15 protein-coding genes are annotated in these 15,601 nt (G+C 70.4%); 10 read left to right on the top strand and 5 right to left on the bottom strand.

Features of this window, described 5'->3' with window-relative positions; translation table 11 throughout:
* Positions 1–21 precede the first annotated feature (21 nt).
* On the bottom strand, positions 22–1,056 hold the full coding sequence (locus tag NJE57_RS08545; protein ID WP_319027975.1) for an LLM class F420-dependent oxidoreductase: 1,035 nt from the start codon (positions 1,054–1,056) through the stop codon (positions 22–24).
* An 89-nt stretch (positions 1,057–1,145) separates the two neighbouring features.
* Between NJE57_RS08545 and NJE57_RS08550 the strand changes: the two genes are divergently transcribed.
* The 6 genes from NJE57_RS08550 to NJE57_RS08575 all read left to right on the top strand — a co-directional run bounded on the left by NJE57_RS08550 (position 1,146) and on the right by NJE57_RS08575 (position 7,026).
* Positions 1,146–2,186 (top strand): Zn-ribbon domain-containing OB-fold protein, encoded by a 1,041-nt coding sequence (locus NJE57_RS08550; protein WP_319027976.1) that lies wholly within the window; start codon positions 1,146–1,148, stop codon positions 2,184–2,186.
* 9 nt (positions 2,187–2,195) lie between these two features.
* A complete protein-coding gene (locus tag NJE57_RS08555; protein ID WP_319027978.1) occupies positions 2,196–3,257 on the top strand; it encodes a thiolase domain-containing protein in 1,062 nt (353 codons plus the stop codon).
* Positions 3,254–4,453 (top strand): thiolase domain-containing protein, encoded by a 1,200-nt coding sequence (locus NJE57_RS08560; RefSeq protein ID WP_319027979.1) that lies wholly within the window; start codon positions 3,254–3,256, stop codon positions 4,451–4,453. Before NJE57_RS08555 ends, NJE57_RS08560 begins: the two co-directional genes overlap by 4 nt.
* Complete coding sequence (locus NJE57_RS08565; RefSeq protein WP_319027980.1) at positions 4,450–4,968, top strand: nuclear transport factor 2 family protein; 519 nt, start codon at positions 4,450–4,452, stop codon at positions 4,966–4,968. The genes NJE57_RS08560 and NJE57_RS08565 overlap by 4 nt, the downstream gene beginning before the upstream one ends.
* 2 nt (positions 4,969–4,970) lie before the next feature.
* Complete coding sequence (locus tag NJE57_RS08570; RefSeq protein WP_319027981.1) at positions 4,971–5,876, top strand: TIGR03619 family F420-dependent LLM class oxidoreductase; 906 nt, start codon at positions 4,971–4,973, stop codon at positions 5,874–5,876.
* Between the two features lie 202 nt (positions 5,877–6,078).
* Positions 6,079–7,026 carry a type IV toxin-antitoxin system AbiEi family antitoxin gene (locus NJE57_RS08575; protein ID WP_319027982.1) on the top strand — a complete coding sequence of 316 codons (948 nt, stop codon included), beginning with the start codon at positions 6,079–6,081 and terminating at the stop codon, positions 7,024–7,026.
* Between the two features lie 143 nt (positions 7,027–7,169).
* On the opposite strand, the gene NJE57_RS08580 is transcribed toward NJE57_RS08575, so the two are convergent.
* Both NJE57_RS08580 and NJE57_RS08585 read right to left on the bottom strand, forming a co-directional pair.
* Positions 7,170–8,186 (bottom strand): alpha/beta hydrolase, encoded by a 1,017-nt coding sequence (locus NJE57_RS08580; RefSeq protein WP_319027983.1) that lies wholly within the window; start codon positions 8,184–8,186, stop codon positions 7,170–7,172.
* Positions 8,187–8,300: 114 nt separating this feature from the next.
* Complete coding sequence (locus NJE57_RS08585) at positions 8,301–9,545, bottom strand: cytochrome P450 (protein ID WP_319027984.1); 1,245 nt, start codon at positions 9,543–9,545, stop codon at positions 8,301–8,303.
* A gap of 171 nt (positions 9,546–9,716) precedes the next feature.
* Between NJE57_RS08585 and NJE57_RS08590 the strand changes: the two genes are divergently transcribed.
* From NJE57_RS08590 to NJE57_RS08605, 4 genes are all read left to right on the top strand, one after another.
* Positions 9,717–10,883 carry a steroid 3-ketoacyl-CoA thiolase gene (locus tag NJE57_RS08590; RefSeq protein WP_319027985.1) on the top strand — a complete coding sequence of 389 codons (1,167 nt, stop codon included), beginning with the start codon at positions 9,717–9,719 and terminating at the stop codon, positions 10,881–10,883.
* 1 nt (position 10,884) lies between these two features.
* Entirely contained in the window at positions 10,885–11,469 is a 585-nt protein-coding gene (locus NJE57_RS08595) for a GNAT family N-acetyltransferase (protein WP_319027986.1), read from the top strand.
* Positions 11,466–11,969 carry a nitroreductase family deazaflavin-dependent oxidoreductase gene (locus NJE57_RS08600; protein ID WP_413464386.1) on the top strand — a complete coding sequence of 168 codons (504 nt, stop codon included), beginning with the start codon at positions 11,466–11,468 and terminating at the stop codon, positions 11,967–11,969. Before NJE57_RS08595 ends, NJE57_RS08600 begins: the two co-directional genes overlap by 4 nt.
* A gap of 284 nt (positions 11,970–12,253) precedes the next feature.
* Positions 12,254–13,750 (top strand): hypothetical protein, encoded by a 1,497-nt coding sequence (locus NJE57_RS08605; RefSeq protein ID WP_319027987.1) that lies wholly within the window; start codon positions 12,254–12,256, stop codon positions 13,748–13,750.
* Between the two features lie 92 nt (positions 13,751–13,842).
* Here the strand turns inward: NJE57_RS08605 and NJE57_RS08610 are convergent, their stop codons facing one another.
* Both NJE57_RS08610 and NJE57_RS08615 read right to left on the bottom strand, forming a co-directional pair.
* Positions 13,843–14,760 carry an SDR family oxidoreductase gene (locus tag NJE57_RS08610; protein ID WP_319027988.1) on the bottom strand — a complete coding sequence of 306 codons (918 nt, stop codon included), beginning with the start codon at positions 14,758–14,760 and terminating at the stop codon, positions 13,843–13,845.
* Positions 14,761–14,790: 30 nt separating this feature from the next.
* Positions 14,791–15,564, bottom strand: a complete 774-nt coding sequence (locus tag NJE57_RS08615; RefSeq protein WP_319027989.1) for an SDR family oxidoreductase — start codon at positions 15,562–15,564, stop codon at positions 14,791–14,793.
* Positions 15,565–15,601: the final 37 nt, after the last annotated feature.

The raw sequence follows: 15,601 nt of genomic DNA on the forward strand, positions 1-15,601 counted from the left end.
TTCCAGGTCCAGGGATTGGGGTCAGTCGATCAGCCGACTCAGGGTCTCGATCTCCTCGACCGACCGGGCGGTCACCACGAGCATGGTCACCCCCGCGGCCTCCCACTCGGCGATCTGCGACCGGACCTCGGCCTCGTCACCGATGATCGCGGTGGCCTCCACCATCTCGTCCGGCACCGCGGCGGCGGCCTCCTCCTTGCGGCCCGCGCGGAAGAGTTCGGTGATGCGGGCGACGTCGTCGGCGAACCCCATCCGGCGGAACGCCTCGGCGTGGAAGTTCTTCTCCTCAGCACCCATCCCGCCGGCGTAGAGCGCGGTGAACGGCTTGTACGCGTCGATCACCGCGCGCCGGTCGTCGGTCACGTGGAGCTGGCACAGGAAGGCCACCTCGAAGTCCTCGCGGGTCCGACGCGCCCCGGGGCGGGCGAAGCCCTCGTCGAGCCACGCGTTGAACTGGTCCGCTGATCGGGGCGAGGCCAGGAAGCCCAGCCAGCCGTCCGCGATCTCGGCGGCGAGTGCGACGTTCTTGGGCCCCTCGGCCCCCAGCCAGATGGGGACGTCCTCGCGGAGCGGGTGGAGGATCGACTTGAGCGGCTTGCCCAGCCCGGAGGCGTCGGCCCCCCGGTAGGGCAGGGCGTACGCCGGACCGTCGGAGGTCACGGGGGCCTCGCGGCGCAGGACCCTGCGGATGATGTCGACGTACTCACGGGTGCGTGCCAGTGGTTTGGCGAACGGCTGGCCGTACCAGCCCTCGACCACCTGGGGACCGGAGACGCCGAGGCCCAGGCAGAAGCGGCCACCGGAGAGGTGGTCCAGGGTCATGGTGCTCATCGCCGTGGCGGTGGGCGTGCGGGCCGACAGCTGCACGACCGCCGTGGACAGTCGGATCCGCTCGGTGAGCGAGCCGAACCAGGCCAGCGGGGTGAACGCGTCCGAACCCCAGGCCTCGGCGGTGAAGACGGTGTCGAAGCCCGCCTTGTCCGCGGCCACCACGAGGTCGGCGTGGTTGGTGGGCGGCTGCGCGCCCCAGTATCCGAGCTGCAAGGCGAATTTCATGGGCACCAGTGTCACCCACCGCGCCCCGCTACGGTGCGGAGCGCACAAAAGCCACACACCGCGGGGTGGAACGTGTTCTACTTGTGGGCGTGACATCCAGAGAGATCGTTGTCGACATCACCCCGCCCGACGAGGCCGTGCTCTCGGCCCCGCTCGCCCCGTCCTTCGACTACACGCGGTCGACCGGGCCGGTCCTGGGCGCGTTCTTCACCGGACTGCGCGACGGCCGCCTCATGGGGGTCCGCGACTCCCGCGGCGCCGTGCACGTGCCGCCGGTGGAGTTCGACCCCCACACGCGCGAGGCCCTGACGGACCTCGTCGAGGTGGGCTCGGGGGCCGGGATCGAAGGCCTCGTCGTCGTATGGACCTGGGTGCCCGAACCCACCGACGTCCACCGACTCGACTCGCCCTTCGCGTGGGCCCTGGTCCGGTTCGACGGCGCCGACACCGCCGTCCTCCTCCCCCTGGTCGCCGACGGCCCCGAGGCCGTGAGTTCCGGGATGCGCGTGCGCCTTCGGTGGTCCGCCGAGCGGACCGGGACCATCCACGACATCGCGTGCGTGGTCCCCGCCGACGTACCGGGCGGCAAAGACCAGAGCGACAACAATCAGAGCGACGACGACGAGGTGCCGCAGCCCTCCGGGGACGAGGCCGTCTCCGTGGTCATCACCCCGATCGGCCTCTCGGTGACCCACACCGCCGGGCCCGCCGAGAGCGAGTTCCTCCGGGCGATCGTGCAGGGCCGGATGCTCGGGCGACGCCGCTCCAACGGTCCCGAGGTATACGTACCGCCCCGCGACTACTGCCCGTCCGACGGGGTGGCCATGGGCGACTACGTGGAGGTCGCCGACATCGGCACCGTCACCACCTTCGGGATTGTCAACGTGCCGTTCGCCGGGCAGGAGATCAAGCCCCCGTACGTCACCGCCTACATCCTGCTCGACGGATCCGACGTCCCCATCCAGCACCTGGTACTCGGCTGCGAGGCCTCCGAGGTCCGCATGGGGATGCGGGTACGCGCGGTGTGGACCCCCGAGGCCGACCGCCCCGCCTCGATGAAGGCCATCACGCACTTCGAGCCGAGCGGCGATCCCGACGCCGACCCCGACACCTACGCCAAGCACCTGTAGAGGACACCCGTGACCCCCACCGCACCCCGGGACGTGGCCGTCGTCGGTTTCGCCCACGCCCGACACACCGAGTCCACCTTCGGCACCACCAACGGTGTCGAGATGCTGGCCCCCGTCTTCGCCGAGTGCTACCGGCAGACGGGGCTGGACCGGACCGACATCGAGTTCTGGTGCTCCGGCTCCTCCGACTACCTCGCCGGCCGCGCCTTCTCCTTCATCTCCGCGGTCGACACCATCGGCGCCGTGCCCCCCATCTCCGAATCACACGTGGAGATGGACGCCGCCTGGGCGTTCTTCGAGGCCTACCTCAAGATCGCCTCCGGCCAGGCCGACACCGCGCTGGTCTACGGGTTCGGCAAGGCCTCGGCGAGCACCGACCTGGACTCGGCGCTGGCGCTGCAGCTCGACCCGTACACCGTCGCGCCACTGTGGCCCGGCCGGCACCACATGGCCGCACTGCAGGCCCGCGCCGGGATCGACGCCGGTTGCTGGTCCGAGGCCGAGATGGCCTCGGTGGCCGCCCGCGCCACCGGCCGGGACGAGAAGGACCTGCTCGCCGAGGCGTACGTGGCCGACCCACTGCGCCGGCACGACTGCCCTCCGGTGACCGACGGCGCCGGCGCGATCATCCTCGCGTCCGCCGACCGGGCCCGCGAGCTGGTCGACGCCCCGGCGTACATCACCGGGATGGAACACATCGCCGACTCCGCCGAGTTCGGCGCCCGCGACCTCACCGACTCCCCGTCTGCCCGCGCGGCGGCCGTCCGCGCGACCGGCTCGAGCACCGACCGTCCCGACCTGGGTGGGGTGAGCGTGGCAGAGCTGCACACCCAATACACCCACCAGGAGCTGCTCCTGCGCCGCGCGCTGGGGATCTCCGACGACGTGGCCGTGACCCCGTCCGGCGGCTCGCTGCTCGCCGACCCGCTGTTCTCCGCGGGTCTCGAGCGCATCGGCTACGCCGCGCACAGCATCTGGGAGGGCCGCTCCGAGCGCGCTCTCGCCCACGCCACCAGCGGTCACCTGCTGCAGCAGAACCTCATCTGCCTCCTGGAAGGACGCACCGCATGAGCGCCCACAGCGTTGGATCCAGCACCAACGGTCTCCCCGCGGCCGTTCTCGGCACCGGTCAGACCCACCACGTCTCCCGCCGCACCGACGTCTCCATGGCCGGGCTCTGCCGCGAGGCCATCGACGCAGCGATGAAGGACGCCGGCGTGGGTTGGGACGACATCGACGCCGTCATCGTGGGCAAGGCCCCCGACCTGTTCGAGGGCGTCATGATGCCCGAACTCATGATGGCCGACGCCCTCGGCGCCGTGGGCAAACCGCTCCTGCGCGTCCACACCGCCGGGTCCGTCGGTGGTTCGACCGCGGTCGTGGCCGCGTCCCACGTCCAGTCCGGCCGCTACCGCCGGGTGCTGGCCGTGGCGTGGGAGAAGCAGTCCGAGTCCAACGCGATGTGGGCCCTGAGCCTGCCCGTGCCGTTCACCGCGCCCGTCGGGGCCGGCGCCGGCGGCTACTTCGCCCCCCACGTCCGCTCCTACATCCGCACCACCGGCGCCCCGGAGCACGTCGGCGCCATGGTGGCGGTCAAGGACCGACTGAACGGTTCGGTCAACCCCCATGCCCACCTCAAGCAGCCCGACCTCACCGTCGACAAGGTGCTTGCGGGCCAGATGCTGTGGGACCCGATCCGGTACGACGAGACCTGCCCGTCCTCCGACGGCGCGTGCGCGATAGTCCTCGGTGACGCGGAGGCCGCGGAGGCGGTCGAGTCCACCGGCCGCCACGTCGCCTGGGTCCACGCCACCGCGCTGCGCACCGAGCCCGGTACCTACGCGTTCCGCAACTACCGCAGCCCGCAGGCCGGCCGCGACGCCGCCGCGGCGCTGTGGGCCGAGGCCGGGATCACCGACCCGGCCGAGGAGATCGACGCGGCCGAGATCTACGTCCCTTTCTCCTGGTTCGAGCCCATGTGGCTGGAGAACCTCGGGTTCTGCGAGGAGGGCGAGGGCTGGCGCATGACCGAGTCCGGAGCGACCGCCCGCGACGGCTCCCTGCCCGTCAACCCGTCCGGCGGGGTCCTGTGCTCCAACCCGATCGGCGCCTCCGGGATGCTGCGCTTCGCCGAGGCCGCCCGGCAGGTCATGGGCCGCGCCGACGAGCACCAGATCCCGGGCGCACGCAAAGCTCTCGGTCACGCCTACGGCGGCGGGTCGCAGTACTTCTCGATGTGGGTCGTCGGAACGGAGCGTAAGGAATGAACAACCCCTATCTGGACGACAGCGGCCAGTACCGGCCGCTCGAGATGAGCGAGGCCGCCGAGGCCTGCCCCGCCTACGCGGCGGCGCGCCGCTCGTGGGCCGCCACCAACGCCGGCGACCGCGACGCCTGGATCGCCGGATGGTCCCCCGAGGGCACCATCGAGGATCCCGTGGGGCCGTCGATGTTCGACGCCGAGGGAATCGGCCACACCGGCACGCAGCGGCTCCTGGAGTTCTGGGAGAAAGCCGTGGCGACACCGGACCACATCGAGTTCCGCTTCGATCGCGGGATCGCCGTGGGCGACGAACTGCTCTGCATCGGGACCATGCGCACCCACATGGGCTCCAGCATCATGGAGATCGACATCGCCGTGGACTACCGGGTCGACTCCGACGGCCGTCTGGTCTCCCTCCGCGCCTTCTGGGAGCAGGACGTGGCCATGGCCTCGGGACTGCGGCCGCTCACCGACGACGACAGGGCTGCCATCGCCGGCGCCGCCGGAAAGGGCCAGTGACCATGAGCCGAGTAGTGGACGTCGAGTTCTCCGTCCCCGTCTCCTTCTCCCCGGTCGACCAGTACCTCGACATCGCCCGCGGCGCCGAGGCCGCCGGCTTCGACCGGATCGTGCTGCCCGACTCGCTGTTCCACCCGCGCCGGCAGGACAAGGACTACCCGTACACCCCGGACGGCTCCCGCATGTGGAACGAGGACACGCAGTGGGTGGAGCCGCTCATCGCCTCCGCCGCCATGGGCGGGGCCACCTCGACCATCCGTTTCTGCCCGCAGGTGCTCAAGGTCGGGCCGCGTAACCCGCTGCTGCTCACCCGGCAGGTCGCGTCCGTCGCACTGCTCACCGGCAACCGGCTGGACCTGGGCGTGGGCATCGGCTGGGACCCCAACGAGTTCGAGTGGTGCGGGGCCCCGTTCAAGGGCCGCGGCAAGCGCACGGACGAGTCGCTGGCGATCATGCGTGAGGCACTGCGTGGCGACTGGATGGAGTTCCACGGCCAGCACTTCGACTTCGACGAACTGATCTTCACCCCCGCGCCGTCCGAGCAGGTGCCGTTCTACGTGGGCGGGCACACCGAGATCGCGCTCAAGCGGGCCGCGCGGGTGGGCCAGGGCTGGACCAGCGCCATGATGGGCTACGACGACATCGTGGCCACCGTCACGCGCCTGGGCGAGCTCCTCGAGGCCGATGGACGGTCCCTGGCCGACCGCGGCGACGGCAGGCCCTTCGCCATCCAGGTGGTCTGCCTGGACCGCTTCGGCACGCGGGGCTTCACCGAGCTCGCCGAGGCCGGGGTCACCGACATCATCGTGATGCCCTGGATGGTCGACGGCCACGGCTTCGACTGCACCACCGAGCAGAAGCTCGAGTCCATCGCCGCCTTCGGCGAGAAGTACGGCCTGGGTTCCTAGTCCCGCCACTCCGGCCCCCGCCCCCGCGGTTGGCGGACACCCTTCCACGGTTGGCGGACACCGCTATGCCGTTGGCGGAGTGGGCATGTCCGCCAACCCGGGGGCGCTGCCAGCATGGCCGGGTGTGAATGGTCGTCCATCTGCTCCACAGGCGTCCCTCCACTGGGCGTCCGCCGGCGCCCGGCAGCAGATCATGGAGCCCGTGAGACGCGATCCCCGCCCGCGGGCCGGCCGGCCGCCACTGCCCCATCCCACGTCGCTTGCCGATGCCGTGGCCGGCGGCAGACCGTTCCGCGCAACGCACGCGCTGGCCGAGGGGTTGGTGACCCGGCACTCCCTCGGGACCGGGTTCATCATGGTCGTGCCCGGCGTGTACGCAACCCGCGGCACCGAGTTGACGGGCTGGGACCGCATCCGAGCCGTCTGGCTGTGGGCCCCGGCCGACGCGGTGATCGGCGGGTGGGCTGCGGCTTACCTGCACGGCGAACGGTGGTACTCCGGGGACCGCGCCCACGGTGCCGTCGATGTCCTGACCGGGCTCGAACCCCGCATCCCCGCCGGCGTGCGTGAGCGGCGCATCCGTCGGCCGCTCACCGACCCGGATATCGACGTGGTGAACGGGGTACGAATCACCACGCCCGCCCGAACCGCCGTCGACGTGGCCCGGTGGGCCCGCGGCGCTGACCGCACGGTCGCCATGATCGATTCCGTCTGCAACGCCACCGGAACCGACCTCACTGCTGTCGCCGCAGCCGCGGGCCGGATGCCCGGTCAGCACGGGGTCTCGCGGGTGGTGCGACTCCTGCCGTCCTGCGATCCCCGGGCGGACTCGCCCCCGGAGAGCATGCTCCGGTTGGCGATCACCCGCTCGGACCTCCCGAATCCCACACCGCAGCTCCGCATCCACGATGCCGACGGCCGCCGTGTCGCCACAGCGGACCTGGGGTATGAACGCGAGAAGGTCGCGATCTTCTACGACGGGGAGGTCCACGTGGACCCTGAACAGTGGAGATGGGACATCAGGGTCAACGCCCGGCTCGCGTTTCTCGGATGGCAGGTCGTCCGCGTGGTCGGCGGGATGGATCAGGACGAGGTGCTCCGCGATGTCGGCGCCGCCCTCGACCGGGCCCGGCGCTCCGGGTCCGGCTGAGCTCCACCACTCGGATCACTCGACTCCTGCCCGCCGGGTTGGCGGACACTCCCCGGCGCCCGGCGGACGGAATGTGCGCAGATCACCGCCGAGAGCAGCTCAGAAGTCCGCCAGCCGGGTGGCGCTGACCGCCGACCCGGCGCTCAGTCGGGGATGTTCTGCGCGATGTCGGCGAGGCAGACCAGGATCTCGCGGTGGGTGTCCTGCGTGGCCTCCAGATGCATCAGGTGCCCGGCGGGTGAGGAGATCGCGCGGACCATCCGGACATCGTCGTGATGGCGCCCGAGCTTGGAGAGCGGATCCCTGCCGTGGAAGCCCTCGAGGTCCGGGTCGTGCTCGGAGTAGAGGAAGTAGTACGGCACCGGGTTGGTCTGACGCTCGAACTCCTTGCGGGCGGACCAGCTCACGTCCATCGCCCGGTACCACTGCAACGGACCGGCGAACCCGGTGCGCGCGTACTCGGTCTCGTAGATGTCCATCTCCCCGACGGAGAACCACCGCCAGGGCAGCGGCGGCGCCTGGGGCAGTGCCTGGAGGTACGTCGAACCCGGGGGGTGCTCCCAGACGTCGAGGTAGTGATACTCGGCCGAGAGGGCCCAGAAGACGCGGGTGAGGAATTCGCGCTCGCGGCCCGCGAGATCGGCCTCCGCCACCCCGGGTCGCGCGAAGTAGTCCATGTGCAGGAAGTGCTTCTCCGCGATCATCGCCGAGCCCTCCAGGGGCGGGATCGACCCGGCCGTACCCATGAACGGGTTCTCCATCCCTATCACCGCGCGCACGCGTTCCGGCTCCAGATGGCAGGTGTCGTAGGCGACGCCCGCGCCGAAGTCGAAGCCCACCAGGACGACCCTGCCCGCACCCTCGGCGTCGCATACCGCCAGTACGTCGTCGACCACCTCCCGCGGGGTGTAGGCCTGCACGTCGGTGGGGGCGTCGGACCGTCCCATGCCTCGCAGGTCGGGTGCGATGACCCGCCACCCCGCGGCGGCCAACTCCGGGATCATGCGGTGCCAGGTGAACCAGAAGTGGGGGAAGCCGTGGAGCAGCACCACGGCGCCGGGGCCGTCGTCCGGGGGCGTCGGGTCGGGGACGGCTCCGGACCGGGACACCACATAGTGCAGACGTACGCCGTCGCGGTCGACGAAGCGGTGGTCGAACATGCCTGTCACCCTGCCCCTTTCACCCCGCGCTCGGCGGGGTTCGGTTGAATCGTCGGCGACGGAGGATGACGACGACGAGGTCTGCCCGTCGATACCGGTGGCGGGGGGCTCAGCTCACCGCATGACCGGGCACTTGTAGTCGACGGACCACTCGGTGATGCCGTTGAGCCACCCCGAGCGGATACGGGACGGCTCGCCGAGGGCCTCCAGGTTGGGGAGGTGGTCGGCGATGGCGTTGAAGATCAGTTCGATCTGCAGCCGCGCCAGGTTGGCACCGATGCAGTAGTGCGGACCGTTGCCGCCGAAGCTCAGGTGCGGGTTGGGGTCGCGGAGGATGTTGAAGGTGAAGGGGTCGGAGAAGACGTCCTCGTCGAAGTTGGCCGATCCGTACATGATGGCGGCGCGATCGCCCTTCTTCATGGTCACGCCCCCGATCTCGACGTCCTCGGTGGCGGTGCGCTGGAATGAGGTGATCGGCGAGGCCCAGCGGAGGATCTCGTCGTATGCGGTCTCGGGGCGCTCGGCCTTGAACAGTTCCCACTGGTCGGGGTTGTCGAGGAAGGCGATCATGCCGTGGGTGGTGGCGTTGCGGGTCGTCTCGTTGCCGGCGACCGCCAGCAGTACGACGAACCAGCCGAACTCGTCGGCGGTGAGCCTCTCGCCGTCGATGTCGGCCTGGATGAGCTTGGTGACCAGGTCGTCGCGGGGGTCGATCTCGCGCTTGGCCGCGAGTTCCTGCGCGTAGGACAGGACCATCGCGTTGGCCATCTGCGACTCCTCGACCTTGCCGGGCACGTCGTAGCTGGTCATCTGGTTGGACCACTCGAAGATCTGGTGACGGTCCTCGAGGGGGATGCCGATGAGCTCGGCGATCGCCTGCAGCGGCAGTTCGGAGGCGACCTCGGTGATGAAGTCGCCGCTGCCCTTGGCCGCCGCCGTCTCGACGATGACCCGGGCCTTCTCGGCGAGGTGGTCCCGGAGCTTCTCGATGTTGCGCGGGGTGAAGCCCTTGGAGATGGTGCGCCGGTACTTCTTGTGCTCCTCGCCGTCCTGGTTGATGAACAGCAGACGGGTCAGTTCGACGATCTCGCGCTCGGTGCCGGGCGCGAAGCGGGGGATCGCGGTGTTCTCGAAGGTGGAGAACACCTCGTTGGTGCGCCGCGAGATCTCCTTGACGTCCTCGTGCTTGGTGACGACCCAGTACCCGTGGTCGTCGAAACCGTCGGCACCGGGCTCGTTGGCGCACCAGCGGATCGGCTCGGTACGACGGAGGTGCGCCCACTCGGGGTGCGGGAGCCGCTTCTCGTAGAGCTCCGGGTCCGTGAAGTCGAAACCTTCGGGGATGGTGACTGGCTGCACTGGTACTCCTTGACCGCGTCGGATGCGTCTCGTGCTCGGCGACCGACGACCCCCGGGATACTGCGAACCCGGCGTCCGAGCGGTAATCTAGAACACGTTCCACCAACCATACTAGAACACGTTCCCCCCGGGCCCAGATTTCTCCAGGCCCGGTCACCCGGAAGGACCACCATGGGCAATCCCGTCATCGTCGAGGCCGTTCGCACCCCGATCGGCAAGGCTCGCGGCGCACTGTCGGGCCTGCATCCCGCACACCTGCTGGGTGCCTCGCAGAAGGAGGTCATCCGCCGCGCGGGCATCGACGCCTCGCTCGTGGAGCAGGTGGTGGGCGGTTGCGTGACCCAGGCGGGCGCCCAGGGCAACAACATCACCCGTGGCGCGTGGCTCGCGTCCGGACTGCCGTGGCAGACGGCGTGCACGACGATCGACTGCCAGTGTTCGTCCGCGCAGCAGGCCAACCACTTCATCGCCAACCTCATCCACGCCGGCGCGATGGATGTCGGGATCGCCTGCGGGGTGGAGTCGATGAGCTGGATCGCCCTGCGCGCGGCCGTCGGGAACGGGGAGAACGGCATGCCGCGGCCGGACGACTGGGAGCTCGATCTGCCCGACCAGTTCACCGCCGCGGACCGTATCGCCGCCCGTCGGGGGATCACCCGCGAGCAGCTCGAGGAGCTCGGCGTGCGCTCTCAGGCACACGCCAGGAGGGCATGGGACGAGGGCCGGTTCGACCGCGAGACCTTTGCGGTCGATGCTCCCGAGCGTCTCAAGGACGGCACCTACACCGGCGAGACGCTGACCGTCACGCGCGACCAGGGCCTGCGCGAGACCACCGCGGAGGCGCTCGCCGGCCTCAAGCCGGTCCTCGAGGGCGGGCTCCACACCGCCGGCACGTCGAGCCAGATGTCCGACGGATCCGCCGCCGTGCTGCTCATGGACGAGGACGTGGCCAGGGCACACGGACTCACACCCCGGGCGCGGATCGCCCACCAGGCCCTGGTGGGCGGCGAGCCCGAGTATCACCTCGACGGTCCCGTCCAGGCCACCCAGCGGGTGCTCGACCGGTCGGGGATGTCCATCTCCGACTTCGATCTCTTCGAATGCAACGAGGCGTTCGCCTCCGTACTCCTAAGCTGGGCGCAGGTACATGGGCCCGATATGGACAAGGTCAACGTCAACGGGGGCGCCATCGCCATCGGCCACCCCGTCGGCAGCACCGGATCGCGGCTCATCACCACCGCCCTGCACGAGCTCGAGCGCACGGACGGCGAGCGCGCCCTCATCACGATGTGCGCGGGAGGCGCCCAGGCCTCGGCGAGCATCATCGAGAGGATCTGACATGAGCAGCACCGCCATAGAGACAGCCGCATCCCGGAGGCAGGAGGTCTTCGCCACCATCGCCTCCGCGGGCAGCCGCCAGGACGCGGTGACGGCACTGGCCGACCTCCTGTCCCTCCCCTCCGAGGAGGCCGAGGCGGTCCTCCGGGCACCCCTGGAGAGCTTCCTGGGGCAGTCGGACGGGTCCGCCACCCCGGGGCAGGGAGGCTTCACCCTCCACCCGTTCCGCGACCACGACGACCACACGGCGCTCTTCCACGCGCGTTCCTCGGACGAGACGTCGGCGACGGGTGGCACGTGGGATGAGCAGAAGACCGAGTCCGAGCGTCGCGAGGGCCTGGGGCGCATCGAGTCGGAGTCGGCCATGTGGTTCGTCGCGGTCGACTCCGCGCGAGACCAGGCGGTGGGACTGGTCTTCGGCGAGCAGATCGACGACGGCGACGTCGACGTGGCCATCTGGATCCGCCCCGAGGAGCGCAAGAAGGGCTTCGGACTGGCCGCACTGAGGGAGTGCCGGCGCGAGCTGGCGGCGTTCTTCCCGGGCAAGCACGTGATCGTCCGCGCGCCGCTGCCGGGGTCGCGGTGAGCGAGCAGTACCCCGAGGTGGAGACCGGCGTGGACGATCCCCGGCGTTCCAAGCCGTGGGTCCTCGGCGTCATCAAGGTGATGTCCCGCGTCAACACCTGGGCGTACCGCGTCTCCGGCGGCAGAGTCGGTGGCAACTGGCGGGTGGGATCGGCGCTGAAGGCACCGGTTCCGGTCTGCCTGGTGACGACGACGGGGCGCAAGTCCGGCGAACCACGGACGGTGCCGCTGCTGCACCTCCCGGACGGTGACCGCGTCCTGCTCGTCGCCTCCCAGGGCGGCCTGCCCAAGCACCCGCAGTGGTACCGGAACATCCTGGTGAACCCCGACGTCACCGTCCAGGTCGGGCGGAGGACCCGGGAGATGACGGCGAGGGAGGCGACCCCCTCCGAGCGTGCCGAACTGTGGCCACGCCTCGTCGAGCGGTACGCGGACTTCGCCTCGTACCAGGCCAACACGAGCCGGGTCATCCCCGTGGTGATCTGCGAACCGCGCGACTGACGCACGCCCCTTCGGCCGGGACCTCTCCACGCGAGAGGTTCCGGCCGTCGTCGTCGGCCCCTGCCGCGGGCAGTGGCCTCTGGACTTTTGTTTACCCCGCACACAGGTCTCGACAACGGTTTATCAGCCCCATATCACCCCATGGGTCACTCCAGTACCACTTCCTGAGCAAAGCATTGACAGAGACTCAGGCTTAGAGGATTCTTATGCGCGTTAGATTCCCGGACCTGGGACCGAGCGGGTCACAGGCGTCCGAGGGATCACACCAGCGAAAGGATCTCCCCATGAACAAGCCCACGAGGGCCGCCGCGGTCGCGGCGTCATTCCTGCTGGCCGCCGCCGGCGTCCAGGGCACGGCGAACGCGCAGGATCTAGGCAGCATCATCGACGCGGCCGGGCCGATCTTGGACCCGTTCACCGGTTCCGCCGGTGACCTCGCCGGGGGGTCGGGCGATTTCAGCCCGCTCGACGGCTCCGCCTCGTTCCCCGGTTCCTCGGACTTCCCCAGCTCGGCGGGCCTCTCCTCTGATCTCCCCGCCTTCAGCTCGGATCCCCTCGGCGGTTCCTCCGAGCTTCCCGCTCTCAGCTCCGATCCCCTCGGGGGGTCGTCGGCACTACCGGGCAGCTCGGATCTGCTCGGCGGGTCATCGGCACTGCCGGCCAGCTCGGATCTGCTCGGCGGGTCGTCGGACATCGGCTCGGCGGAGATGGCCCCACTGTCCACGAACCTCCTCGGGGGTTCCGCGGACCTCGAGGTCGGTTCCCTCGGCATGATGCCCCTGTCCACCGAACTCCTCGGCGGCTCGGCGGACTTCCAGTCCTCTGAACTGGCGCCGCTGTCCACCAATCTCCTCGGCGGCTCGGCCGAGTTCGGATCGACCGAGGTCGGCTCCCTCGGCATGACCCCGCTGTCCACCGAGCTCCTCGTCGGCTCGGGGGACGTGGGCTCGGACGACATGGCCCCGCTCTCCACCGACCTGCTCGGCGGCTCCGCCGACTTCGAGTCCTCCGACCTCTCCCCCCTCACCGGCTCCGAGGGCATGGGCTCGGCCGGGATGTCACCGCTGTCGACCGAGCTCAACTTCCTCGGCGGCTCCGCGGAGCTCCCCCCGCTGTCCGCCAACTTCCCGGACGGTTCGACCGAGGGCATCGGCGGCTCCGCCGCTCTCGTCGGCGACGGCATCGGCGGTTCGCTGACCAACGGCTCCGCCAACCAGCTCGCGGGTTCGGTGGAGAGCAACTCCGCCGACCCCATCATCGGCTCCATCGCCGAGGGCGGGATCCTGCCTGCGCTCTCCGGTTCCATCGAGGAGACCTCCGGCTCACTGTCCGGCGAAAGCGGTTCCACGGGCCAGAGCTCGGACCTGATCACCGGCTCCACCGGCGGCAGCGCCGACGTCCTCACCGGATCGTTCGGGGAGCTCACCGAGGTGAACGGTTCGCTCACCGCACTGACCGGGTCGTTGGAGAACGGTTCCGTCCAGGGCACGTTCTCGACCAACCTGGGGTCGGAGATGGGCGCGCTGTCCTCCCTGGAGGCCGCCGCCAGCCTGGCCGACGAGGGCGGTTCGGGGACCGCCATGCTCCCCGTCCTGTCACTGGGCGGCACCCTCGTCCTCGCCGGAGCAGCGATCAGCGGCGGGGTGGCGCTCCCGCCGCTCCCCCCGATGCCGGGCCTGCCGCCCCTGCCGACCGTCTGCGACCTGCCGCAGGACCAGATCGACCAGCTGGCCGGACTGGGCTCTGTCGACGCGCAGGAGTGCCCGGATCCCGAGAACTGACCACCTGATCCCCGACGCCGACCCGGGCATCGACGACAGGAGCCCCGCACCTGGACAGGTGCGGGGCTCCTGTCGTGGTCAGGCGGGGACGTTCAGCGGGCGCCGTACACGGGCACCGGGGCCGGGGACTCGGCGAGCAGTCGCGGGACCACCGACCCGAGCTCCGCGGGCGCCCACTTGGCACCCTTGTCCTCGGAGGCCGCGCGCTGCCACCCGTCGCACACGGTGACCTTCCCGCCCTCGACCTCGAACACACGGCCGGTGACCTCGGCCGACTCCTCCGAACCCAGCCACACGACCAGCGGTGAGACGTTGGCCGGGTCCATGGCGTCGAAGGAACCGTCCTCGGGCGCGGCCATCTGCGAAGCCATGCCCTCCCCCGCGGAGGTCGTCATCCTGGTCCGTGCGGCCGGGGCGATGGCGTTGGCGGTGACGCCGTAGCCCTTCATCTCGGCGGCGGTCTGGACGGTCAGCAGCGCGATGCCGGCCTTGGCGGTGGCGTAGTTGCCCTGGCCCACCGAACCGAACAGGCCGGCCCCGGAGGAGGTGTTGATGACACGGGCCTGGCGGGGGCGCCCGGCCTTGGACTCGGCGCGCCAGTACTCGGCGGCGTGGCGCAGCGGCGCGAAATGGCCCTTGAGGTGCACGTTGATGACGTTGTCCCAGTCGCTCTCGCCCATGCCCACGAGCATCTTGTCGCGCAGGAACCCGGCGTTGTTGACCAGCACGTCGAGGCCACCGAAGGTGTCGATCGCCTGCTGCACGAGTTCGCGGGCGCCTTCCCACGACGAGATGTCGTTGCCGTTGACCACGGCCTCACCGCCGGCGGCCTTGATCTCCGAGACCACCTGCTCGGCGGGGGACTCCCCCACGTCCGACCCGTCGAGCCCGGCACCGAGGTCGTTCACCACGACCTTGGCTCCCTCGGCCGCGAAGGCCAGTGCGTGCTCCCGGCCGATTCCGCGGCCCGCGCCGGTGACGATGACGATGCGTCCGTCGCAGATTCCCATTGGTTCTCCTTGCATAGTGGATCGGTGGTGTCAGGACGTGGTGTTGGCGTTGGCCGCCGAGAGGAACGCCGGCTTCTCGCCGCCCCCGTGGACCAGGAGTTCGGCCCCGGTGATGTACGCGGCCAGCGGTGAGGCCAGGAACGCGGCCGCCTGGCCGACATCCCGCGGGTCCGCCATCCTGCCCATCGGGATGGTGGCGTCGACCGCGGCGATCCCCTCGGAATCCCCGTAGTGCATCTCGGCGAGCTCGGTCTTGACCGGCCCCACGACAACCGAGTTGACCCGGACGGCGGGGGCCCATTCGACGGCGAGGGACTGCGTGAGGGAGTCGATCCCCGCCTTGGCGGCGCCGTAGGACGCGGTTCCGGGGGACGGCCGGTGGCCGGAGACCGACGAGATGTTGACGATCACCCCGCCGTCCGGCTGCATCACCCGGTGCGCCTCCTGGGCGACCGTCAGCGCGGACAGCAGATTCAGCGCGACGATCTTGGAGTGGAAGTTGGCGCTGGCGTCCGCCGCGAGCGCGAACGGGGCGCCGCCGGCGTTGTTGACCACCACGTCCAACCGGGAGTGTCGTTCCACGATCCGGTCGACCATCGCGCGGACCGCGTCGGCGTCCCGGAGGTCGACGGAGTGGAACTCCAGCTCCGCGACATCGGTCCCGTCGTCGGCGGGGCGCCGTGCGCAGGTGATCACGACGGCGCCCGCCTCGCGGAAGACCCTGCTGATGCCCGCGCCGACGCCGCGGACCCCGCCCGTCACGAGGACGACCCTGCCCGCCAGACCCAGATCGATGTTCGTCATGCGTGCTAGCCTACCAAGCAAGCGTTTGGTTAGTCAC

Source organism: Dietzia sp. PP-33 (assembly GCF_033790845.1).
Taxonomy (GTDB): domain Bacteria; phylum Actinomycetota; class Actinomycetes; order Mycobacteriales; family Mycobacteriaceae; genus Dietzia.